The following is a 22,881-nucleotide window of genomic DNA, read 5'->3' as shown; positions in this document are numbered from 1 at the left end:
GATTGGACGGACGACGAGCTGCCGGACCCACGAGACGGGGGCGCGACGCGTGTACCACACATGGATGCGGTACTTCACCCCCGGCCCGGTCCACCACCGGCTCGGCCTGGTCTGCCTCGGCGTGGGCCTCCAGCACGGTGCCCTGCCCGCCGTCGGCCCCCGCGTCCTCGACCACCACGTCGCCGTCGTCATCGCCGCCGGCGGCGGCTGGTACCGCACCCCCGACGGCCGCACCCACCCCGTCACCGCCCCCGCCCTCATCCAGCTCGTCCCCGGCGTCCCCCACCACTACGGGGCCGCGCCCGGCGCCGGCTGGGACGAGAGCTTCGTCGACTTCACCGGAAGCGCCGTCGCCGCCTACACCGAGCTCGGCTACCTCGACCCCGGCCGGCCCGTCGTCCCCCTGACCGACACCACCGCGCCCCGCGCCGCCGTCACCCGTATCGCCCGGGCCGCCCGGCACGGCAACCCGCTGCTGGAGGTCGAGACGTCCGCCGCCGTCCACGAACTGCTCGTCGCCCTGCGCCGCGCCCGCGCCGACACGGGCGGCGACACCGACCCGGTGCTGCGCGCCCTCGCCCGCGACGCCTTCCTGCCGCTGTCCGTCACCCAGCACGCCGCCCGGCACGGCATGACCCCGGCGGAACTCCGCACCGCCGTACGACGCGGCGCGGGGTGCAGCCCCAAGGACTACCTGCTCGGCATCCGCCTGGGCCGCGCCAAGGAGCTCCTCGCCGCCACCGAGCTGCCCGTCGCCGCCGTCGCCCGCCGCGTCGGCTACGACGACCCCGCCTACTTCAGCCGCCTCTTCACCCGACGGGTGGGCACCGCCCCCGTCCGCTTCCGGGCGCGTTCGGGGCGCGTCGTTCCCGGCGGCTGGAGCGACCGCGTCCCCGATCCGGAGCACCCTCCGGTCATCCGGCCGCGTTCTTCCGCATAGGCTCGGTGGGGTGGACATGAACAACAGTGCCAATGACGAGCCCGTACGCAGCGCCGACGACGAGTCCGTCCGGGCGGAGCTGCGCCGCCTGCGCGACAGCATCGACAACATTGACGCCGCGGTGATCCACATGCTCGCCGAGCGCTTCAAATGCACCCAGCAGGTCGGTCACCTCAAGGCGGCCCACCGGATGCCGCCCGCCGACCCGGCCCGCGAGGCCCGCCAGATCGCCCGGCTGCGCGAGCTCGCGGAGAACGCCAAGCTCGACCCGGCGTTCGCGGAGAAGTTCCTGAACTTCATCATCGCCGAGGTCATCCGCCACCACGAGACGATCGCCCGCGCCTGATCCCTCGCCGCCGGGCCCGGGCGCGCGTCCCGCACCCGGGTCCCGCACCCGCGACCCCGGCCCGGTGGCGACGGGCCCCGGCCCGGCGGGAAAACCCGGCGGCCCCTCCGGCGCCGTGCGGCAGCATGATCCCATGCCCGTACTGACGCGCGACGAAGCGCAGACCCGTGCCCGCCTCCTCGACGTCCACCGCTACGAGGTCGACCTCGACCTCACCCGCGGCGACCAGCACTTCGGCTCCACCACCGTCATCCACTTCACCGCCCGCGCCGACGGCACCACCTTCGTGGAGCTCAAGCCCGCCACCCTGCGCGCCGCCCGTCTCGACGGCACCCCCCTCGACCCGGCCACCCTGAGCGACAACCGCCTCCCGCTCACCCTCACCGCCGGGGCCCACGAACTCCGCGTCGAGGCCGACATGGCCTACTCACGCACCGGCGAGGGCATGCACCGCTTCACCGACCCCGCCGACGGCGAGACCTACCTCTACACCCAGACCTTCCTCGACGACGTCCAGCGCGTCTTCGCCGCCTTCGACCAGCCCGACCTCAAGGCCCGCTACGACGCCACCGTCACCGCGCCCCCCGAGTGGACCGTCCTCGGCAACGGCACCGCCACCCGGGTGGGCCCGCCCGGAGCGGGCCGCTGGCGCCTGGCCACCACCCGCCCCCTCAGCACCTACTTCGTCGCCTTCGCCGCCGGCCCCTGGCACAGCGTCCGCACCGAGCACGCCGGCATCCCCTTCGGCCTCCACTGCCGCCGCTCCCTCGCCCCCCACCTCGACGCCGACGCCGACGAACTCCTCGACATCACCCGCCGCTGCTTCGACCGCTACCACGAGATCTTCGACGAGCCCTACCCCTTCGACTCCTACGACCAGGCCTTCGTCCCCGAGTTCAACGCCGGCGCCATGGAGAACCCCGGCCTCGTCACCTTCCGCGAGGAGTACGTCTTCCGCTCCGCCGTCACCCACACCCAGCGCCAGACCCGCGGCGTGGTGATCGCCCACGAGATGGCCCACATGTGGTTCGGCGACCTCGTCACCCTCCGCTGGTGGGACGACATCTGGCTCAACGAGTCCTTCGCCGAGTACATGGGCTACCAGGTCCTCACCGAGGCCACCCGCTTCACCGGCGCCTGGACCGAGTTCGCCGTGTCCCGCAAGGCCTGGGGCTACGACGCCGACCAGCGCCCCTCCACCCACCCCGTGGCGCCCGGCCCCGACGACGTCCGCGACACCGCCTCCGCCCTGCTCAACTTCGACGGCATCTCCTACTCCAAGGGCGCCTCCGCCCTCCGCCAGCTCGTCACCTGGCTGGGCGAGAAGGACTTCCTCGCCGGCATCAACGACCACTTCGCCCGTCACCGCTTCGGCAACGCCACCCTCGCCGACTTCATCGACTCCCTCGCCCGCCACTCCGACCGCGACGTCCACGCCTGGGCCGCGGACTGGCTGCGCACCACCGGCGTCGACACCCTCACCCCCCACCTCACCACCCCCGCCCCCGGCACCTGGCGCCTCGACCTCCACCACACCGGCACCCGCCCCCACCGCCTGACCATAGGGCTCTACGACCACGCCCCCGGCGACGACCGCGCCCTCGTCGCCCGCGAACACCTCACCACCGACCTCCCGCCCGGCGGCGGCACCCGCACCACCGACCACACCGGCCCCCGCCCCGCCCTGCTCCTCCTCAACGACGGCGACACCGCCTACGCCAAGGTCCGCCTCGACCCCGGTTCCTGGACCACCGCCCTCGGCTCCCTCTCCGCCCTCCCCGACCCCCTCGCCCGGGCCGTCCTCTGGAACGCCGCCCGCGACATGGTCCGCGACGGCGAGCTGCCCCCCGCCGCCTACCTCGCGGCCGCCCGCGCCCACCTGCCGTACGAGACCGACACCGCCATCGCCGAAGGCGTCCTGCCCTTCGCCCGCCACGAGATCGCCGACCGCTGCACCGCGCCCGCCGACCGGCCCCGCGCCCTGGCCGACCTCACCGCCCTCTGCCACGACCTCCTCGACCGCCACCCCCACCCCGACCCCACCGGCCTGCGCCTGACCGCCGTACGCACCCTCGCCGACAGCGCCACCACCCCCGGCACCCTCCAGGACTGGCTGCGCGCCGGCACCGTCCCCGGCGGCCCCGCCCTCGACCCCGAACTGCGCTGGCGCCTCCTCGCCCGCCTCGCCGTCCTCGGCGCCGTCACCCCCGCCGACATCGACGCCGAACTCGACCGCGACCCCAGCGCCACCGGCCAGGAGGGCGCCGCCCGCTGCCGCGCGGCCCTCCCCGACCCCGCCGCCAAGGCCGCCGCCTGGGACGCCATGTACGGCGGTGACGACGACCTGTCCAACTACCTCTTCACCGCCACCGCCCAGGGCTTCTGGCAGGCCGAGCAGACCGACCTCCTGCGCCCCTACCGCGACCTCTACCACCCCGCCGCCGTCGCCCTCGCCGCCCGCCGCGGACCGGCCCTCGCCTCCGCCGCCGGCGGCCCCGGCTTCCCCCGCACCCTCGTGGACGAGGACACCCTGCGCCTGGGCGAGGCCTGCCTCCGCGACGCCGACCCCACCCCCGCCCTGCGCCGCAGGATCGCCGACCAGCTCGACGACCTCCGCCGCGCCCTGACCATCAGGGCCCGCCACGCGTAGCCGGCCCCGGCACGACAAGGCGTCCCCGGAAACGGCAAGGCGTCCCCGGAAACGGCAAGGCGTCCTTGGAAACGGCAAGGCGTCCCCCGAAACGACAAGGCGCCCGCACCCCTCATGGGGTGCGGGCGCCTGGGCCTATGGCTTCGCCGGTCGGCGGCCGGTCGTCAGTCGCGCTTGGCGGCGTCCGACGGCTGGGCCGTACGCAGCTCCTCCAGGAAGCGGTCCACGACACCGCTCTCCCGGGCGTAGTCGGCCATCGACTCGCCGACGATCTTGCCCGCCAGCTCCGTGGCCAGCGCGCCGACCTGCTCGCGCAGCTCCGCCTCGGCGACCGCGCGCTCGGCGTCGATCACGGCGTGACCCGCGGAGATGATCTCCTCACGCTGACGCTGACCCTCGGCCCGCAGCTCGGCGATGATCGCCGCACCCTGCTCCTGCGACTCCTGACGCACACGCGCGGCCTCGTGCCGCGCCTCCGCCAGCAGCGCCTGGTACTCGGCGTGGACCCGCTCCGCCTCGGCGCGCGTCTCCTCGGCGTCCTCGAAGGCACCGTCGGTGGCCTTCTCGCGCTCGACGAGCACCTTGTTGATCCGCGGCAGGATCACCTTCGCCATCACGGCGAAAACGATGAAGAAGAGCACCAGTCCGAGGACGAGCGGTGCGGGCTCGGGCTTCAGCGGCCCCACGTCGATAGCAAAAGTCATGGCCATGGTGTGCACATTACCTTGAAGCGCCACCCCACCGGAGACCCCCACCCCGCCCGGCGGCCCAACTCACGCCCGTCACAAGGCCATGCCGGCCCCCTACAGCCAACGCATGCCGGGCCCGTACCACCATCGGGCGAAACCTCCCCCACTCCAGGTCACGCAGCGTACACAGCGGGTAGCTTGAGCCGTCCGCCCCGCCCCGGCCCCGACCGGCGGGCCAGGAACGGACACCCACGACCACCCCCAGTCCACCCGGAGGGGCCACCCCCATGCCCGCGCCGCCCGCAGCCCGCCACACCCCCGCAGCCGCACTCGCGGGCGGCACCCAGGGCGCCCACGCCCTGCGCCCCCTCCTCGACACCACCCTGCGCGCCCTCGCCCGCGGCGCTACCGCCCGCGGCGGACCCCTCCCCGCCGGCGGCCCCGACGCCGTCGCCGCCCGCATACGGGCCGCCGCCACCCCCGTCCTCCCCGAACACGGCACCGGACCCGAGGAATCCCTCCACACCCTCGTCCAGGCCCTCGCCGAAGGCGCCGCCGACCCCGCCGACCCCTACTGCGCCGCCCACCTCCACGCCCCCCCGCTCGCCCTGGCCACCGCCGCCGACCTCGCCGCCAGCGCCCTCAACGCCTCCCTCGACTCCTGGGACCAGGGCCCCTCCGCCACCGCCCTCGAAGCCCTCACCGCCCGCGCCCTGGCCGCCCTCGCCTACCCCGCGCGCCCCGCCCCCGACGCCCTCGTCACCACCGGAGGCACCGAGTCCAACCAGCTCGCGCTCCTCCTCGCCCGCGAAGCGGCTCGCGAAGCGGCCTGCGGGACGGCCTCCGGGACGGCCCGCGGAACAGCGCGCGAAGCGGCTCCCGGAACGGCCCTCGGAGCGCCCCGCGCGCCGGCCCGCACGTCAACCGGAGAACCCGCCCGCACCACCACCCGCGAGATCTCCCGCCCCCACGGCACCGGCCGGCCCCTCCGCATCATCTGCGGTGACAACGCCCACCACAGCATCCACCGCTCCGCCTGGCTCCTCGGCCTCCCCGCACCTCACACCCTCCCCACCCCCACCGGCACCCTCGACCCCCACGACCTCCACACCGCCCTCACCCACCCCGACACCCCACCCGGCACCCCCCACCTCGTCATCGCCACCGCCGGCACCACCGACACCGGCCGCATCGACCCCCTCCCCGCCATCGCCGACCTCTGCGACGCCCACGGCGCCACCCTCCACATCGACGCCGCCTACGGCGGACCCCTCCTCTTCAGCGACACCCTCAAGACCGCCCTCACCGGCCTCGACCGCGCCCACACCATCGCCCTCGACCTGCACAAACTCGGCTGGCAACCCATCGCGGCCGGCCTCCTCGCCGTCCCCGACGCCAGCGCCCTGCGCCCCCTCGCCCACCAGGCCGACTACCTCAACGCCCCCGACGACACCGACGCCGGCCTCCCCGACCTCCTCCACCGCTCACTGCGCACCACCCGCCGCCCCGACATCCTCAAGATCGCCGTCACCCTGCGCGCCCTCGGCCGCCGCGGCATCGCCGACCTCGTCGAACGCGTCTGCGCCACCGCCCACCAGCTCGCCGACCTCATCGACGCCCACCCCGGACTCGAACTCCACTCCCGCCCCACCATCAGCACCGTCCTCTTCCGCCCCGCCGGCGCCGACCACCACACCACCGCTCACACCAGACGCCGCCTCCTCCACACCGGCCACGCCGTCCTCGGCCGCGCCACCACCCCCGAAGGCCTCTGGCTCAAAGCCACCATCCTCAACCCCCACACCCACCCCGACGACCTCCGACACCTGCTGCACCTCGTGGAAGGCCACACCACCCGATGACCAGCCCCCAGCCCGCCGCCTCCGCCCCCGACCAACCCCTCGACCTCGTCGGCATCGGCATCGGCCCCTTCAACCTCTCCCTCGCCGCCCTCGCCCACCCCATCGACGACCTGCGCACCGCCTTCTACGACCAGAACCCCACCTTCCAGTGGCACCCCGGCCTCCTCATCGACGGCACCACCCTCCAGGTCCCCTACCTCGCCGACCTCGTCACCCTCGCCGACCCCACCAGCCCCTGGACCTTCCTCAACTACCTCAAGACCCGCGAACGCCTCTACCCCTTCTACTTCTCCGAGCGCCAGCACATCCACCGCGCCGAATACGACGCCTACTGCCGCTGGGTCAGCGACAACCTCCCCGGCCTCCACTTCAACCACCACATCGACGCCGTCCGCTGGAACCCCGAACGCGTCCTCTTCGAAATCGACTACACCCAGCTCGACCCCGAAGGCGAAGCCGACGCCCTCGGCCGCGCCTACACCCGCAACCTCGTCCTCGGCGTCGGCACCGCCCCCTACATCCCCGAACCCCTCCGCCCCCTCGCCGAAGCCCCCGGCGTCCCCGTCATCCACTCCGCCGACTACCTCGACAACCGCGACAAACTCCTCGCCGCCGAACACATCACCGTCATCGGCTCCGGGCAATCAGGCGCGGAAGTCTTCCTCGACCTCCTCCGCAACCGCCCCACCGGCCGCGAGAAACTCCACTGGCTCGCCCGCAGCCCCGCCTTCGCCCCCATGGAGTACAGCAAACTCGGCCTCGAACACTTCACCCCCGACTACACCCACTACTTCCGCGCCCTCCCCGAAGCCGTACGCGACCAGGTCCTGCCCCAGCAATGGCAGCTCCACCAAGGCATCGACGCCGGAACCATCGCCGACATCCACGACGAGCTCTACCGCCGCAGCCTCCACGGCGGCTGGCCCGACGCCGTCCTCACCCCCGGCGTCTTCGTCCGCACCGCCGGCCGCGTCGGCGCCACCCGCGTCGAACTCCACCTCGAACACACCCAGCAGGGCACCCGCTCCCGCCTCACCACCGACGCCGTCGTCCTCGCCACCGGCTACCGCGAACGCCGCGTCGACACCCTCCTCGCCGCCCTCGACCCCTACGTCCGCCGCGACTCCAACGGACGCCCCCGCATCGACGAACACCACCGGCTCGTCCTCGACCCCTCCGTCAAGGGCGCCATCCACGTCCAGAACGCCGAGACCCACACCCACGGCGTCGGCACCCCCGACCTCGGCCTCGCCGCCTGGCGCAGCGCCGTCATCCTCAACGCCCTCACCGGCAGGACCGTCCACCCCCTGCCCCACCGCACCGCCTTCACCACCTTCGGCCTGGAGCCGCGGCCGCAACCACGGCTCCAGCACACCGGTGCCTCAGAAAACCGGCACACCATCCCGCGTCAGCTTCCAGTCCACTGACGCGAACCGGCCCACATCCACCGACCCCTGAGCCTTCACCCAGCCGATGATCGTGTTACGGATCTCCTCCGAATTCGCCCACACCTGCTTCGCCCGCGCCACATGCGGGAAATTCCCACCACCACTCGCCCGGTAATTATTCACCGCCAGCACGAACTCAGCGGAATCGACCAGCGGCTTCCCGTCGAACGAAAGATTCACGATCCGCGAACCCGGAACCTTCGCGACATCGATCTCGTACGAGAGGCCGCTCACCGCATCGTAGTTGTAATCCGGAACACCCTCCGCGTTCGTCAGCGCCGCCGGATCCACCGGCACACCCGCCGCCGTCCGCACGTAATACCGCGCCGAGAACTCCAGATAATCCCGCAGCTGCGCACCCGTCAGCACACGCGCCTCCAGCGTGTTCTCGAACGGATACAGCCCCGCCACCTCGCGGATCGTCACCTTCCCCGCCGGCATACCCGCCGTACGCGAGAAGCACGACGCCTGCGACAGCACCGGCAGCTTCGCGTACGCCGTACCCGCCAGCGCCGCCCGCACCGTCTCCGCCTGCACATGGTTGATGAAATCGATCACCGGCGTGTCCTTGTACGGCGCCTCCGCCGCACTCATCGCCGCCGACGACGTACCGATCACCTGGTTCACATACGCCACGACCTTGCGATGCTCGGCCTCCAGCATCCGCGTGATCCGCCGGTCCTCGGCCACCGTATTGGAGTTCAGCACCTTCGCACCGACCGACTCCACCTTCCAGGCGCCCCGCTCCCACACCACGGAGAAGTCGAACAGCGTCAGCCGCTGCCCCCACTTCAACGGCTCCGACAGCACCACCTGCCGGCCCGTCTCCTTATTGGTCACCCGGTACTCGGGAATCTCCGTGTGGGCGTGCCCCACCAGAATCGCGTCGATCCCCGGCACCCGCTCGGCCACCAGCGCCGCCGCGTTCTCGACATACGGCAGCTGGTCACCGTACGACGACGTACCGCTCGACCCCGAATGCGCCGCCACGATCACCACATCCGCACCCAGCGAACGCAGCTTCGGCACCCACACCGCCGCCTGCTCCTCCAGGCCGGGGAACACCATCTTCCCCTGCACATTCGCCTTGTCCCAGATCGCGATGCCCGGATTCGTCAGACCCAGGATCGCCACCCGCACATCACGCCCGTGCGGCGTGCACACCCGCTTGATCACATACGGCCGGAACGCCGGCTTCAACGTCTTCGCGTCCAGCGCGTTGGCACCCAGCAACGGGAACGTGCACTGCTCCTCGAACTTCCGCAGCACCGGAATACCGTAATTGAACTCATGGTTGCCCAGCGCCGCCGCGTCGTACCCGATCGCGTTCATCGCCCGCGCCATCGGATGCACCGGACCATGCGCCTTCGTGATCGGATCGACCTTGGCGTAGTAGTACGACAGCTGAGTGCCCTGAATCGTGTCACCCGCGTCGATCAGCAGCGTATTGCGACGCCCCTTCTCCGCCCGCACCTGATTCACCAGCGTCGAGATCTTCGCCAGACCGACGTCGTTGTGCGCCTTGTCGTCGAACTCGGCATTCGTGAAGTAATCCCAGTTGAAGACATTGCCGTGCAGATCGGTCGTCCCCATCACGGTGAACGAGTACCGCCTCTGCCGGCGAGCCAAGGAGTCCGCCGACTCCGCCGCGGCCGGCGCCGCCCCCACGGCCCCCGCGAGAGCCACCCCTGCGCCCGTCACAGCCGTACGTCCCAGGAAATTCCTACGGTTGAGCGGCATACGTTCTGTTCTCCCCATTTCATGGCCGGGCTCCCCGCCCGGACCGACGCGCGTAGATTCTGGCCCAGCCCCCGCACCCCCCGACACCCTCACCGGGCTGCGATTCACATCACCACCCACCGGCCAGGACGCCCCCACCCCCCGCCTGCCACGCTGACCCCATGAACGCACCCGACCCCGCCCCCCTGCCCTACGGCACCCCCGACACCCCCCGCGTCGCCGTCCGCGGGGAAGCCCGCCTCGAAGTCGACCCCGAAGTCGCCCACCTCGGCATCAGCGTCACCGCCCGCGGCACCGACCGCACCGCCACCCTCGAGGACCTCACCCGCCGCAACACCCGCGCCCTCGACCTCGTCAAGTCCTACGGCGACGCCGTCGAAAAGCTCGAGACCGGCATCATCACCGTGGCCCCCCAGTTCGCCGACAAGGGCCGCCACGAGCGCGTCCGCTCGTACCACGGCAGCGTCCACCTCACCGCCACCCTCAACGACTTCACCGTCCTCGGCGAACTCGTCACCCGCCTCGCCGACCTGCCCCTCACCAGCATCAACGGGCCCTGGTGGGGCCTCCGCCCCGACTCGCCCGCCCACCGCGAAGCCCGCCGCCTGGCCGTCCAGGAAGCCGTCCAGCGCGCCCGCGAATACGCCGAAGCGCTCGGCGCCCGGCTCACCGCCCTCCTCGAACTCGCCGACGACGGCACCGAAGGCCTCGGCATGTCCGGCTTCGGCGGCGGCATGGCCCGCGGCGGATACGGCGCCCCCGGCGGCGCAGCCCATGAAATCGAACTCGATCTCGAACCCCAGCGCCAGGCCGTCCACGCCCACGTCAACGCGCGCTTCACCATGACCCGGCCCGCACTATGACAAGCATTCAAAACAACCGACGGGGGCGCTCATCAGAGCGCCCGCGTGCACATTTCACAAGGTGTCAACAAGCTTTTGCGCAACCGACGTTGGGAAGTTGCCGCACGTAATTCTCTACCCGCCAGTAGGTCATAAGGTCGTGCCATGCGCCGAGCGAAAATCGTCTGCACCCTGGGGCCCGCGACCGACTCCTACGAGCAGATCAAGGCCCTCGTCGAAGCCGGAATGGACGTCGCCCGCTTCAACCTCAGCCATGGCACCTACGCCGAGCACGAAGCGCGGTACCAGCGGGTACGCAAGGCGGCCGACGAGACCGGCCGCAGCATCGGCGTCCTCGCCGACCTTCAAGGCCCGAAGATCCGCCTCGGCCGCTTCCGCGAAGGCCCTGTACTCCTTGAACGCGGCGACGAGTTCACCATCACCGTCGAGGAGGGCGCCGAAGGCGACCGCCACAGCTGCGGCACCACCTACGCCGGTCTCGCCGGCGACGTCACCCAGGGCGAACGCATCCTCGTCGACGACGGCCGCGTCACCCTCGAGGTCATCGAGGTCCGCGGGCCCCGGGTCAAGACCATCGTCATCGAAGGCGGCATGATCTCCGACCACAAGGGACTCAACCTCCCCGGCGTCGCCGTCTCCGTCCCCGCCCTCTCCCCGAAGGACGTCGAAGACCTCCGCTGGGCCATCGCCACCGGCGCCGACATCATCGCCCTCTCCTTCGTCCGCAGCGGACGCGACATCCACGACGTCCACCGCGTCATGGACGAGGAGGGCCGCCGCCTCCCCGTCATCGCCAAGATCGAGAAGCCACAGGCCGTCCAGAACCTCGACGACATCGTCGCCGCCTTCGACGGCATCATGGTCGCCCGCGGCGACCTCGGCGTCGAAATGCCCCTCGAAACGGTCCCGATCGTCCAGAAGCGAGCGATCAAGCTCGCCAAGCGCAACGCCAAGCCGGTCATCGTCGCCACCCAGATGCTCGACTCCATGATCGAATCCTCCCGCCCCACCCGGGCCGAGGCCTCCGACGTCGCCAACGCCGTCATCGACGGCACCGACGCCGTCATGCTCAGCGGCGAGACCAGCGTCGGCAAATACCCCGTCGAGACCGTCAAGACCATGGGCCGCATCGTCGCCGCCGCCGAGGAGGACGTCCTCGCCAAGGGCCTCCCCCCGCTCACCGAACGCAGCAAGCCCCGCACCCAGGGCGGCGCCGTCGCCCGCGCCGCGGCCGAGATGGGCGACTTCCTCGGAGCCAAGTTCCTGGTGGCCTTCACGCAATCCGGTGACACGGTCCGCCGTCTCTCCCGCTACCGCTCGCCCATCCCGCTCCTGGCCTTCACCCCGGAACCGGCCACGCGCTCGCAGCTCAACCTCACATGGGGCGTGGAGACGTTCCTCGGCCCCATGGTCCAGACGACCGACGAAATGGTCGAACAGGTCGACGACCACCTGCTCCGCATCGGCCGCTGCCGCAAGGGCGACATGGTCATCATCACGGCAGGCTCCCCGCCGGGCACCCCAGGATCGACGAACCTCGTACGCGTCCACCACATCGGGGAGGACGACGCGCCGAAGGGGTAGGCGGCGGGTCGGTACGTCAGTACTTGGGGCCTATGTGGGCGTCCATGAGGGCGACGGATGCGCGGCGGGCGACGGAGATGTTGAAAGGGTCGCTGCCGCGGGCCAGCACGGTCCATTCGACACCCACCTGTGTGAGCGTGTCGCAGAACAACTGGCGGATGTCGTCGGACTTGTTGGCGAACATGTACCTCGGGTATTCGTACCGCTTGGTCTCGCCATTGATGACGCGGGTGGTCCAGTTCGTGATGCGGCATCCATCGGAGTGGATCAGTCCGCGCAGGAACTCCCAGGGGTGGGCGTCCACAATGCTCTGCTGCCAGTTCTCCAGCACGATCCGTCGTTCGTGCTTCTTGCCGGGACCGTGCTGGGGGAACATGCAGGGCCAGTGCTGTGAGTAGGACTTCACCTCGGTGCAGCCACGTTGCTGGCGCCTACCGGTGCTTGGTAGCGACATGACCTTCCGCATGGCCTCCTCGGCGGCATTGATGAGACCGGGCCATACGTCGCCGCAGAAGATGGACAGGTGGTTCTGCTTGGGCTTCGCGACGATGTGGCCGTCGCCCAGGTACAGGCCGAGCAGATAGGCGTAGGCCTCCTGGTCGAGCTCCCGGCCCGTGCATCGGGGACAGTCCGTCGGCCGTACGAACACTTCGCCACGACGTCTTCGATCTTCCGATCGCCACCAGCCGATAGTGCCGCGTGGAACGCCCAGCTGCTCGGCGACGACGCGATTGGGCACGCCGTTGCGCATCAGATTGACAGCACGATTGCGCGTCTCGAGGTCGTACATGTCTGCGAGCGTCGCCGGGGCAGCGCTGCGGAAGACAGGATTCGACGGCACGCTCACTCTGACGAGCGAAGATCATCACCGAATTGGATCCGATTGGTGACCTTGGGATTGAAGGTCAAGTGCCCCGAGTCGGATTCGAACCGACGCTGAATGGGTTTTGAATCCATGGCCTCTACCGCTGGGCTACCGGGGCTAGCCTATGAAACCAAGGTTAGCGGAAACCCGCCGTGCGTCAAACATATCGCAGCTAGGTAGGCTCATGGGGCAGTACCCCTGCCTGGAACAAGGAGACCCGTGAGCGCCGCCGAGCCCCAGCCGCCTGTCGACGACGAGCCGCAGCACACCCCTCCGAACGTCACGCGCGTCGTGATCGCCGAGGACGAGGCCCTCATCCGGCTCGACCTCAAGGAGATGCTCGAGGAGGAGGGCTACTCCGTCGTGGGCGAGGCCGGCGACGGGGAGACGGCGGTGGCGCTGGCGCGGGAGCACCGGCCGGATCTGGTGATCCTCGATGTGAAGATGCCGGTGCTGGACGGGATCTCCGCCGCGGAGCGGATCGGCGCGGAGTCGATCGCGCCGGTGCTGATGCTGACGGCGTTCTCGCAGCGTGATCTCGTGGAGCGGGCGCGGGACGCCGGGGCGATGGCGTATCTGGTGAAGCCGTTCAGCAAGAGCGACGTGGTGCCGGCGATCGAGATGGCCGTGTCGCGGTTCGTGCAGCTGAAGGCGCTGGAGCGGGAGGTCGCGGATCTCTCGCAGCGGCTGGAGACGCGGAAGCTGGTGGACCGGGCGAAGAGCATTCTGCAGACGCAGTACGGGCTGACGGAGCCGGCGGCGTTCCGGTGGATCCAGAAGACGTCGATGGATCGCCGGCTGTCGATGCAGCAGGTGGCCGAGGCGGTCATCGAGGACGCCCGGGAGAAGAAGGCGGCCAAGGAGCAGTAGGCCGGTCGCGTTCCGGTGCGGAGGGTCCGTGTCCCCATGGGGGGTGCGGGCCCTCCGTCGTATGCGCGGGGTCAGTCCTCGCCGAGGTAGGCCTTGCGGACGGAGGTGTCGTGGAGGAGGTCGGTGCCGGTGCCGGAGAGGACGATGCGGCCGGTTTCCATGACGTGGGCGCGGTCGGCGAGGGAGAGGGCGGCGCGGGCGTTCTGTTCGACGAGGAGGATGGTGGTGCCGGTGGTCTTGAGCTGGGCGATGGTGCTCATGATCTTCTGCATCATGATCGGGGAGAGGCCCATGGAGGGCTCGTCGAGCATGAGGAGCTTGGGGCGGGACATGAGGGCCCGGGCCATGGCGAGCATCTGTTGTTCGCCGCCGGAGAGGGTGCCGGCGCTTTGGTGGGCGCGTTCGCCGAGGATGGGGAAGAGCTCGTAGGCGCGCTGGATGTCGTCGGTGATGCCGTGGGTGTCCTTGCGGAGGTAGGCGCCGAGTTTGAGGTTCTCGGTGATGGTGAGGCGGGGGAAGATGTGGCGGCCTTCGGGGGAGTGGGCGAGGCCGAGGGCGACGATGTGGTGGGCGGGGGTGCCGGCGATGGGGTGGCCGTTGAAGCGGATGGTGCCGGTGGTGGGGGTGAGGAGGCCGGAGAGGGTGCGGAGTGTGGTGGTCTTGCCGGCGCCGTTGGTGCCGATGAGGGTGACGATCTCGCCGGCTTCGACGGTGAAGCCGATTCCCTTGACGGCTTCGATCTTTCCGTAGGCGACGCGGAGGTCGTGGACCTCGAGCAGGGCGGTCATCGTTCGGTGTCCTCCGCGGGGGCCGGGGTGCCGAGGTAGGCGGCGATGACGCGTTCGTCGTTCTGGACGGTTCGCGGGGTGCCCTCGACGAGTTTCTCGCCCTGGACGAGGACGGCGACGTGGTCGCAGAGGGTGAAGATGAAGCGCATGTCGTGCTCGATGACGAGGACGGCGGTGCCCTGGTCGCGGATGGCGTGGACGAGGTGTTGGGTGGCGCGGGTCTCCTGGGGGTTCATGCCGGCGGTGGGTTCGTCGAGGAGGAGCAGGCCGGGGTCGCTGGCGAGGGCGCGGGCGATCTCGAGTCGGCGCTGGTCGCCGTAGGGGAGGTTGCGGGCGAGCTGGTCGCGTTGGGGGGCGAGGCCGGTGAAGTGGAGGAGTTCCATGGCGCGTTCCTCGGAGGCTTGTTCGGCGCGGCGGAAGGCGGGGCCGCGGAGGAGGGCGGAGAAGAGGCCTTCGCGGGTGCGGGTGTGGCGGCCGACGAGGACGTTCTCGAGGACGGTCATGTTGGCGAAGAGGCGGATGTTCTGGAAGGTGCGGGCGATGCCGGCCTGGGTGACGAGGTGGGGTTTGGGGGGTAGGCGGGTGCCGCGGTAGGTGACGGTGCCTTCGGTGGGGGTGTAGAGGCCGGTGAGGCAGTTGAAGAAGGTGGTTTTTCCGGCGCCGTTGGGTCCGATGAGGCCGACGATCTGGCCGGGGTTGACGGTGAGGTCGACGGCGCGGACGGCGGTGAGGCCGCCGAAGCGCATGGTGACGCCGGTGGCGGTGAGGACGGGCTGTTCGGCGGTGGTGGTCATGGGGTCACGCCTCCGCCTTGGTGAGGGTGGGGGTGGTGGGTGGTTCGTGGAACTCGAGCTGCTGGCGGCGGTTGGCGATGATCCCCTCGGGGCGGAAGCGCATGAGGAGGATGAGGGCGGCGCCGAAGACGAGGAGTTGGTAGTCCTGGAGGAACTGGAGTTTGGCGGGGATGAGGTAGAGCAGGGCGGCGCCGAGGAGGGGGCCGGTGACGGTGCCCATGCCGCCGAGGATGACGGCGGCGAGGAGGAAGGCGGAGTTGGGGGGTACGGGGCCCGCGAAGACGTACTGCTCCGGGACGACGGTGGTGGAGACGTGGGCCTGCACGGTGCCGGCGAGCCCGGCGAGGGTGGCGCCGAGGGCGAAGGCGATGAGCTTGACGCGGAAGCCGTTGATGCCCATCGCGGTGGCGGCGGTCTCGTCCTCGCGGATGGCGATCCAGGCGCGGCCGATACGGGAGTCTCCGGCGCGGCTGAAGACGAGGATGACGAGGACGGTGACGAGGAGCATGAGGAGGTAGTAGTTGGCGAAGGGGTTGAGGGTGATGCCGGCGAGGGAGTGCTGGTCGCCGAAGTTGTAGCCGAGGATGACGAGGTTGGGGATGTTGGGGATGCCGTTGGGGCCATTGGTGAGTGAGGGGCCGGATTCGCCGTTGAGGTTGCCGACGGCGATGCGGAAGATCTCGCCGAATCCGAGGGTGACGATGGCGAGGTAGTCGCCGCGCAGCCGGAGGGTGGGGGCGCCGATGACGACGCCGAAGACGAGGGAGGCGGCGGCGCCGGTGAGGACGGCGGCCCAGAAGGGGAAGTGGATGTGGAGGGTGGAGGCGCCGGAGCCGGAGACGAGGGCGGCGGTGTAGGCGCCGACGCCGAGGAAGGCGACGTAGCCGAGGTCGAGGAGACCGGCGAGGCCGACGACGACGTTGAGGCCGAGGGCGACGGTGGCGAAGATCAGGATGTTGACGGCGATGAGGGTGTATTCGTCGGTGTCCTGGGTGAGCGGGAAGAGGGCCGCCGCGACGAGGGCGGCGGTGAGGGTGGCGCGGCGGTGTCGTGCGGTGAGCGCGGCGACGTGGGTGGTGAGGCCGGCGGTGACGAGGGCGGCGGCGGTGAAGCCGGTGAGGAGCAGGAAGCCGGTGAAGAGTTCGCCGTAGGCGGTGCCGATGCCGTAGGTGAGGATGGCGAGTCCGGTGCCGTAGAGGGTGGCGATGAGGAGGATCTCGGCCCAGGTGGGTAGGGGTGCGGGGGCGGGGAGCCGGTTGCGGGGCGGGTCGGTGGGGAGGCCGAGGGCGCCGAGGGTTGCGGCGAGGGAGGCCGCGCCGGCGAGGTAGCCGCCGGGTTCGAGGTTGATGGTGCCGCCGAGGCGTACGGCGATGGTGATGAGGGTGTACCAGGTGGTGGCGAGGGTGCCGAGGGCGAGGTAGCGGGTGGCGGTGTGGCCGCGGGTGGGGCTGAGCCAACGGAGGCCGGGTGTGCCGGCGGTGCCGAGGGTGTGGGCGAGGGTGAGGAGGGCGCCGGTGAGGGTGAGGAGTTGGAGCCCGCCGGGGTAGCCGGTGATGGTGAGGTTGCCGGGGAAGGCGCGTGTCCAGGTCCAGGCGAGGAAGGTGGAGCCGGCGGTGAGGGCGGTGCCGGCGAGGACGAGGGTGCGGGCGGTGGTGAGGGGGAGGGGGATGCGGGGGATTCCCGGGATGCCGGTGCCGGTGCCGGTGCCGCTGCCCGTGCCGGTGCCCGTGCCGGAGGCGCGGTTGTTGTGCTGGTGCGCGGTGGGTGGTGTGTCCGTTCCATCTGTGCGGTCGCCCGGAGCCTGCCGGCCGCCCGGGTTCCGTGGGTCGTCCGGGGTCCGGTCGTCCTTCGGGTTCTGTCGTTTCATGCGTCTCACGCCCGATCCGCTACGCGTTCGCCGAGCAGGCCCTGGGGCCTGACGAGCAGGACGAGGATGAGGAGGACGAAGGCCCATACGTCCTTCCACCCTCCGCCGCCGAGCTGCTGCATGCCGGGGATGTGCTGGATGTACGTGGTGGAGGCGGCTTCGGCGATGCCGAGGACGACTCCGCCGAGCATGGCGCCGTAGATGTTGCCGATGCCGCCGAGGACGGCCGCGGTGAACGCCTTCAGGCCGAGGATGAAGCCCATCTCGAAGTTGATCTGTCCGGCGCGCAGTCCCTGGGCGACGGCGGCGACGGCCGCGAAGGCGCCGCCGATGGCGAAGGCGATGACGATGATGCGGTTGGTGTCGATGCCCATGAGCCGGGCGGTGTCGGGGTCCTGGGCGGTGGCCTGCATGGCGCGGCCGGTGCGGCTGCGGGCGACGAAGAGGCCGAGGGCGATCATGCAGAGGGGGGCGGCGAGGAGGACGAAGAGGTCGTCGCGCTGGATGTGGAGGTTGCCGGTGATCTCGAAGGCGTCGCCGTGGAACTGGGGGAAGGAGCGGGATTTCTTGGCGTCGGGGTAGAAGGCCCAGACGAGTTGCTGGAGGGCGATGGACAGGCCGATGGCGGTGATGAGGGGGGCGAGGCGGGGCGCGTCGCGCAGGGGCCGGTAGGCGAAGCGTTCGGCGGCGGTGGCGACGGCGACGGAGGCGAGGGCTCCGCCGAGGAGCATGAGGGGGAGGGCGGCGGCGAGGGGGGTGGAGCCGGGGAGCTGGAGCCGGACGGTGAGGGCGCCGAAGCCTCCGATCATGACGATCTCGCCGTGGGCGAAGTTGATGAGCTGGACGATGCCGTAGACCATGGTGTAGCCGATGGCGATGAGGCCGTAGAGGGCGCCGAGGGCGAGTCCGCTGACCAGTGTTTGCGGCAGTTCGTGCACCGCGTTCCTCCCCGTCGGGTGTGGTGGGGGCAGCCCGCGCGAGGGCGTGGCGGTGTGCCCTCGCGCGGGGTGCGGGTGGGGTACGGGTGGTGGTGCGGGACGGGTGTGGTCAGTCCTTGAAGGTGGCGCTCTTGATGGACTTCCAGGCGCCGTCGGTCACCTGGTAGACGGTGAGTTGTTTGTTGGTGGTGTCGCCGTACTGGTCGAAGGAGACCTTTCCGGTGACGCCGTCGAAGGAGACCTTGCCCACGGCGTCGAGGACTTTGGCGCGGGGGTTGGCGGGGAGTTTTCCGTTGTTGTCCTCGACGGTCTTCTTGACGGCCTGGATGATGGCCCAGGCGGCGTCGTAGGAGTATCCGCCGTAGGTGGCGTAGGGGTCCTTGTAGCCGCCGGCGCTGTAGTTGGCGACGAAGGTCTTGGCGGAGGGGAGTTCCTCGACGGGATAGCCGACGGAGGTGCCGAGGTCGCCGTCGTTGTTCTCGCCGGACGCGGTGATGAAGCCGGGGTTGTAGATGCCGTCGCCGCCCATGAGGGGGATGCGGGCGCCGGCCTTCTTGACCTGGTCGGAGAGGAGGCCGCCCTCGGGGAACTGGCCGCCGAAGTAGACGGAGTCGGCGCCGGATTGCTTGATCTTGTTGGCGATGGCGGTGAAGTCGGTCTCCTTGACGGTGAGATGGTCGGTTCCGGCGATCTCACCGCCGAGGCGTTTGAATTCCTGGGTGAAGATGGAGGCGAGTCCGGCGCCGTAGGTCTGTTTGTCGTCGACGACGAAGACCTTTTTCTTCTTGGCGTCGTTGTGGAAGTACTGGGCGGCGAAGCGGCCTTGGATGATGTCGGTGGTGGCGGTGCGGAAGTAGGTCGCGAAGGGTCGTTTCTTCTCGCCGTTGGCCCAGTTGTCGCCCTGGGTGAGGGCGGGATTGGTGTTGGCGGGGGAGATCTGGGTGAGGTCGGCCTTGGCGAAGACGCCCTGCATGGACTGGGCGACGCCGGAGTTCATGGGGCCGACCATGCCGACGACGCTCTTGTCGGCGACGAGTTTGGCGGCGTTCTGCTGACCGGTGCCGGGGACGGCCTGGTCGTCGAGGGCGACGGTCTTGAAGGTGACGCCCTTGACCTCGTGGTTCTTGTTGGCGGTCCGTACGGCGAGGTCGACGGAGTTCTTGATGCCCTGGCCGAAGGGGGAGAGCGATCCGGTGAGCGGGGCGTCGACGCCGATGGTCACGGTGGTCCGGTCGCCGCTGTCGTCCGTGCCGCCGCCCTTGTCGTCGCGTGATCCGCAGGCGGACAGGACGAGGGCTCCGGTGGCGAGGGCGGTGGTGAGGGCGAGGAGGGAACGGTGTCGCACGGTGAATCCTTTCCCTGGCGCGGCGGCCTCGTCCGAGGTGCCGGTTCGCTCGCCGGGCGCGTGGAAAGGTGCTGTGCTGACGTCGGTGATCCGCCCGGCGGGGGGTCGTGATTGGCCGTGACTCTAAGGGGTGGGTGCCGGGGTCGGGCAGAGGTGAAGAGCGCGCTGTGACTGTCTTGTTATGACGGAGATCACATTCCGCTTCGGCGCCGGGCGCGGGGGTGCCGCGGCCGGCGCCGGAGGGGTCGCCGCGGGGGCGGGCGGCGTCAGCTCGCGTCGCCGTCGCGCAGCAGGCAGGTGAGGCGGGCGGAGCAGACGCGCTTGCCCTGTTCGTCGGTGATGACGATCTCGTAGGTGGCGGTGGTGCGTCCGCGGTGCACGGGGGTGGCGACACCGGTGACCAGGCCGGAGCGGACGCCGCGGTGGTGGGTGCAGTTGAGGTCGACGCCGACGGCGATGCGGCCGGGGCCGCCGTGGAGCATGGCGCCGACGGAGCCGAGGGTCTCGGCGAGGACGGCGGAGGCGCCGCCGTGGAGGAGGCCGTAGGGCTGGGTGTTGCCCTCGACCGGCATGGTGCCGACGACGCGGTCGGGGGAGGCCTCGACGACCCGTACGCTCATGCGCTCGCCGAGGTGGCCGGCCGAGAAGAGGGTGGTGAGGTCGAGGCCGCTCTCGGCCCACTGGTCCAGGGTCTCCTGGGGGAAGGTGGTCCTGCTGTGCTCGCCCATGCGTCGTCGCTCCGATCGTCGTCGGTCGTTGTCGTGTGAACGTCTTTTCAGCTGAACGGTACTTTCGTCAACCATCGACTGTCTGGGGCCTACCGTTCCGCTTCGCCGGCCGCGGCTCCTTCCGGCCGCTCCGCCTGCTCCGCCCTCGCCGCCTGCTCCGCCCGCTCCGCCCGTTCGAGCCGGATGACGATGGACTTGCTGGCGGGGGTGTTGCTGGTGTCGGCGGTGTGGTCGAGCGGGACGAGGACGTTCGTCTCGGGGTAGTAGGCGGCGGCGCAGCCGCGCGCGGTGGGGTAGTGGACGACGCGGAAGCCGGGGGCGCGGCGCTCGCTGCCGTCGGTCCATTCGCTGACGAGGTCGGCGTAGGAGCCGTCGGCGAGGTCGTGGGCGCGGGCGTCGTCGGGGTGGAGAAGGACGACGCGACGGCCGTTCTTGATGCCGCGGTAGCGGTCGTCGAGGCCGTAGATGGTGGTGTTGTACTGGTCGTGGGAGCGGAGGGTCTGCAGGAGCAGGCGGCCCTCGGGGACCTGGGGGTACTCGACCGGTGCGGCGGTGAAGTTGGCCTTGCCGGTGGCGGTGGGGAAGGTGCGGCTGTCGCGGGGCCCGTGGGGGAGGGTGAAGCCGCCGGGGCGGGCGACGCGGGCGTTGAAGTCCTCGAAGCCGGGGATGACGCGGGCGATGCGGTCGCGGATGGTGGCGTAGTCGTTCTCGAAGTCCTCCCAGGGGGTGGTGCTGGAGGGGCCGAGGACGCGGCGGGCCATGCGGCAGACGATGGCGGGTTCGGAGAGCAGCCGGGGGCCCGCGGGGTCGAGGCGGCCGCGGGATGCGTGGACCATGCCCATGGAGTCCTCGACGGTGACGAACTGGTCGCCGGTGCGCTGCCGGTCGCGTTCGGTGCGGCCGAGGGTCGGGAGGATGAGGGCGCGGGCGCCGGTGATGACGTGCGAGCGGTTGAGCTTGGTGGAGACGTGCACGGTGAGGCGGGCGCGGCGGACGGCGGCCTCGGTGACGTCGGTGTCGGGGGTGGCGGAGACGAAGTTGCCGCCCATGGCGAAGAAGACCTTGGCCCGCCCGTCGCGGAGGGCGCGGATGGCGCGGACGACGTCGAGGCCGTGGGCGCGGGGGGCGGTGAAGCCGAACTCCTTCTCCAGGGCGTCGAGGAACGCGCCGGTGGGGCGTTCGAAGATGCCCATGGTGCGGTCGCCCTGGACGTTGCTGTGGCCGCGGACGGGGCAGACGCCGGCGCCGGGGCGGCCGATGGCGCCGCGGAGCAGCAGGAGGTTGACGACCTCGCGGATGGTGGGGACGGCGTGCTTGTGCTGGGTGAGGCCCATGGCCCAGCAGACGACGGTGCGCCGGGAGGCGAGGATCATGCGCAGGGCGGCCTCGATGTCCTCGCGGGACAGGCCGGTGGCGCGGAGGGTCTCGTCCCGGTCGGCGGTGCGGGCGACGCGGGCGAAGTCCTCGAAGCCGTGGGTGTGTTCCTCGACGAAGGCGGTGTCGACGGCGCCGTCCGTCTCCAGGACGAGCTTGTTGAGCAGGCGGAAGAGGGCCTGGTCGCCGCCGAGGCGGATCTGGAGGAAGAGGTCGGTGAGGGCGGTGCCGACGCCGGCGAGGCCGCGGGCGTTCTGGGGGTTCTTGAAGCGTTCGAGGCCGGCCTCGGGGAGCGGGTTGACGGTGATGATCTTCGCGCCGCCGGCCTTGGCCCGCTCCAGGGCGCTGAGCATGCGGGGGTGGTTGGTGCCGGGGTTCTGGCCGGCGACGATGATCAGGTCGGCCTTGTGGAGGTCCTCCAGCAGGACGCTGCCCTTGCCGATGCCGATGGTCTCGGTCAGTGCGGAGCCCGAGGACTCGTGGCACATGTTGGAGCAGTCGGGCAGGTTGTTGGTGCCGAACTCGCGGGCGAAGAGCTGGTAGAGGAAGGCGGCTTCGTTGCTGGTGCGGCCCGAGGTGTAGAAGACGGCCTCGTCGGGGCCGGTGAGGGCGCCGAGCTCCTCGGCGATGATGTCGAAGGCGCGGTCCCAGGTGACGGGTTCGTAGTGGTCGGCGCCCTCGGCGAGGTACATGGGGTGGGTGAGACGGCCCTGCTGGCCGAGCCAGTAGCCGCTGCGGTCGGCGAGGCCGGCGACGGAGTGCTCGGCGAAGAAGGCGGGGGTGACGCGGCGGAGGGTGGCCTCCTCGGCGACGGCCTTGGCGCCGTTCTCGCAGAACTCGGCGGTGTGGCGCTTCTCGGGCTCGGGCCAGGCGCAGCCGGGGCAGTCGAAGCCGTTCTTCTGGTTGACGCGGAGGAGGGTGAGGGCGGTGCGCCGGACGCCCATCTGCTCGTGGGCGATGCGCAGCGAGTGGGCGATGGCGGGGATGCCCGCGGCGGCGTGCTGCGGGGCGGTGACGTCGGGTGCGTCCTGTACGGGATCGCCGGTGGGCGGCTGGCCTGCCATCTCGCTCCCCCTTGAGCGGTCGGTGGTGTGCGGTGCGCACGGGTGCGTCGATCCTGTCACGGGGCGGGTGCCGGGACGGGGGCGGGCGCGGGGCGTGGGCGGTGTGGACGGGATTGTCAGTGGTCC

At 70.9% G+C, this 22,881-nt stretch carries 18 protein-coding genes and 1 tRNA gene; 8 read left to right on the top strand and 11 right to left on the bottom strand.

The features are described from left to right. Positions 1-49 precede the first annotated feature (49 nt). The 3 genes from AC07BS_RS17845 (at position 50) to pepN (ending at position 3,936) form a co-directional block, all read left to right on the top strand. Positions 50-940, top strand: coding sequence for a helix-turn-helix domain-containing protein (locus AC07BS_RS17845; protein WP_478933099.1), 891 nt, complete (start codon positions 50-52; stop codon positions 938-940). 16 nt (positions 941-956) lie between these two features. Then, positions 957-1,286, top strand: a complete 330-nt coding sequence (locus AC07BS_RS17840; protein ID WP_478648743.1) for a chorismate mutase — start codon at positions 957-959, stop codon at positions 1,284-1,286. 133 nt (positions 1,287-1,419) lie between these two features. Further along, positions 1,420-3,936 carry an aminopeptidase N gene (gene pepN / locus AC07BS_RS17835; RefSeq protein WP_478933097.1) on the top strand — a complete coding sequence of 839 codons (2,517 nt, stop codon included), beginning with the start codon at positions 1,420-1,422 and terminating at the stop codon, positions 3,934-3,936. Between the two features lie 164 nt (positions 3,937-4,100). Here pepN and AC07BS_RS17830 read toward each other — a convergent pair whose 3' ends face one another. Next, entirely contained in the window at positions 4,101-4,640 is a 540-nt protein-coding gene (locus AC07BS_RS17830) for a F0F1 ATP synthase subunit B (RefSeq protein ID WP_478648386.1), read from the bottom strand. Between the two features lie 272 nt (positions 4,641-4,912). Between AC07BS_RS17830 and AC07BS_RS17825 the strand changes: the two genes are divergently transcribed. After that, positions 4,913-6,487 (top strand): pyridoxal phosphate-dependent decarboxylase family protein, encoded by a 1,575-nt coding sequence (locus AC07BS_RS17825; protein WP_478933094.1) that lies wholly within the window; start codon positions 4,913-4,915, stop codon positions 6,485-6,487. Next, entirely contained in the window at positions 6,484-7,914 is a 1,431-nt protein-coding gene (locus tag AC07BS_RS17820; protein WP_478933092.1) for a lysine N(6)-hydroxylase/L-ornithine N(5)-oxygenase family protein, read from the top strand. Before AC07BS_RS17825 ends, AC07BS_RS17820 begins: the two co-directional genes overlap by 4 nt. Here the strand turns inward: AC07BS_RS17820 and AC07BS_RS17815 are convergent. Further along, positions 7,870-9,675, bottom strand: a complete 1,806-nt coding sequence (locus AC07BS_RS17815; RefSeq protein ID WP_478648395.1) for a bifunctional metallophosphatase/5'-nucleotidase — start codon at positions 9,673-9,675, stop codon at positions 7,870-7,872. The genes AC07BS_RS17820 and AC07BS_RS17815 overlap by 45 nt on opposite strands. Before the next feature lie 161 nt (positions 9,676-9,836). On the opposite strand from AC07BS_RS17815, the gene AC07BS_RS17810 reads away from it, so the two are divergent. Next, positions 9,837-10,538 (top strand): SIMPL domain-containing protein, encoded by a 702-nt coding sequence (locus AC07BS_RS17810; RefSeq protein WP_478648397.1) that lies wholly within the window; start codon positions 9,837-9,839, stop codon positions 10,536-10,538. Positions 10,539-10,682: 144 nt separating this feature from the next. Further along, on the top strand, positions 10,683-12,122 hold the full coding sequence (gene pyk, locus AC07BS_RS17805; RefSeq protein ID WP_478648400.1) for a pyruvate kinase: 1,440 nt from the start codon (positions 10,683-10,685) through the stop codon (positions 12,120-12,122). 16 nt (positions 12,123-12,138) lie between these two features. On the opposite strand, the gene AC07BS_RS17800 is transcribed toward pyk, so the two are convergent. After that, the gene (locus tag AC07BS_RS17800; RefSeq protein WP_478933089.1) at positions 12,139-12,912 is read right to left on the bottom strand and encodes a helix-turn-helix domain-containing protein; all 774 of its coding nucleotides are present in this window, start codon (positions 12,910-12,912) and stop codon (positions 12,139-12,141) included. A 120-nt stretch (positions 12,913-13,032) separates the two neighbouring features. Beyond that, positions 13,033-13,105 (bottom strand) — tRNA-Leu (locus AC07BS_RS17795). A 101-nt stretch (positions 13,106-13,206) separates the two neighbouring features. Here AC07BS_RS17795 and AC07BS_RS17790 point away from each other — a divergent pair. Continuing rightward, a complete protein-coding gene (locus tag AC07BS_RS17790; protein WP_478648404.1) occupies positions 13,207-13,857 on the top strand; it encodes an ANTAR domain-containing response regulator in 651 nt (216 codons plus the stop codon). A 71-nt stretch (positions 13,858-13,928) separates the two neighbouring features. On the opposite strand, the gene AC07BS_RS17785 is transcribed toward AC07BS_RS17790, so the two are convergent. The 7 genes from AC07BS_RS17785 to AC07BS_RS17755 form a co-directional block, all read right to left on the bottom strand. Next, entirely contained in the window at positions 13,929-14,645 is a 717-nt protein-coding gene (locus tag AC07BS_RS17785; protein ID WP_478648406.1) for an ABC transporter ATP-binding protein, read from the bottom strand. Continuing rightward, positions 14,642-15,439 carry an ABC transporter ATP-binding protein gene (locus AC07BS_RS17780; protein ID WP_478933087.1) on the bottom strand — a complete coding sequence of 266 codons (798 nt, stop codon included), beginning with the start codon at positions 15,437-15,439 and terminating at the stop codon, positions 14,642-14,644. The genes AC07BS_RS17785 and AC07BS_RS17780 overlap by 4 nt, the downstream gene beginning before the upstream one ends. 4 nt (positions 15,440-15,443) lie before the next feature. Further along, positions 15,444-17,306, bottom strand: a complete 1,863-nt coding sequence (locus tag AC07BS_RS17775) for a branched-chain amino acid ABC transporter permease (protein WP_478933085.1) — start codon at positions 17,304-17,306, stop codon at positions 15,444-15,446. A gap of 5 nt (positions 17,307-17,311) precedes the next feature. Then, positions 17,312-18,244, bottom strand: a complete 933-nt coding sequence (locus tag AC07BS_RS17770) for a branched-chain amino acid ABC transporter permease (protein WP_478933083.1) — start codon at positions 18,242-18,244, stop codon at positions 17,312-17,314. 109 nt (positions 18,245-18,353) lie between these two features. Further along, positions 18,354-19,589, bottom strand: a complete 1,236-nt coding sequence (locus AC07BS_RS17765) for a branched-chain amino acid ABC transporter substrate-binding protein (protein ID WP_478648417.1) — start codon at positions 19,587-19,589, stop codon at positions 18,354-18,356. 266 nt (positions 19,590-19,855) lie between these two features. Next, positions 19,856-20,317: a PaaI family thioesterase gene (locus tag AC07BS_RS17760; protein WP_478648420.1), complete on the bottom strand. Its 462-nt coding sequence runs from the start codon at positions 20,315-20,317 to the stop codon at positions 19,856-19,858. Positions 20,318-20,406: 89 nt separating this feature from the next. Continuing rightward, positions 20,407-22,755, bottom strand: a complete 2,349-nt coding sequence (locus AC07BS_RS17755) for an FdhF/YdeP family oxidoreductase (RefSeq protein WP_478933080.1) — start codon at positions 22,753-22,755, stop codon at positions 20,407-20,409. Positions 22,756-22,881 lie beyond the last annotated feature (126 nt).

It is taken from the genome of Streptomyces sp. NPDC044063 (assembly GCF_056434285.1).
The sequence above is the reverse complement of the archived record's forward strand: the minus strand, read 5'-3'. Positions and strand labels throughout refer to the sequence as shown.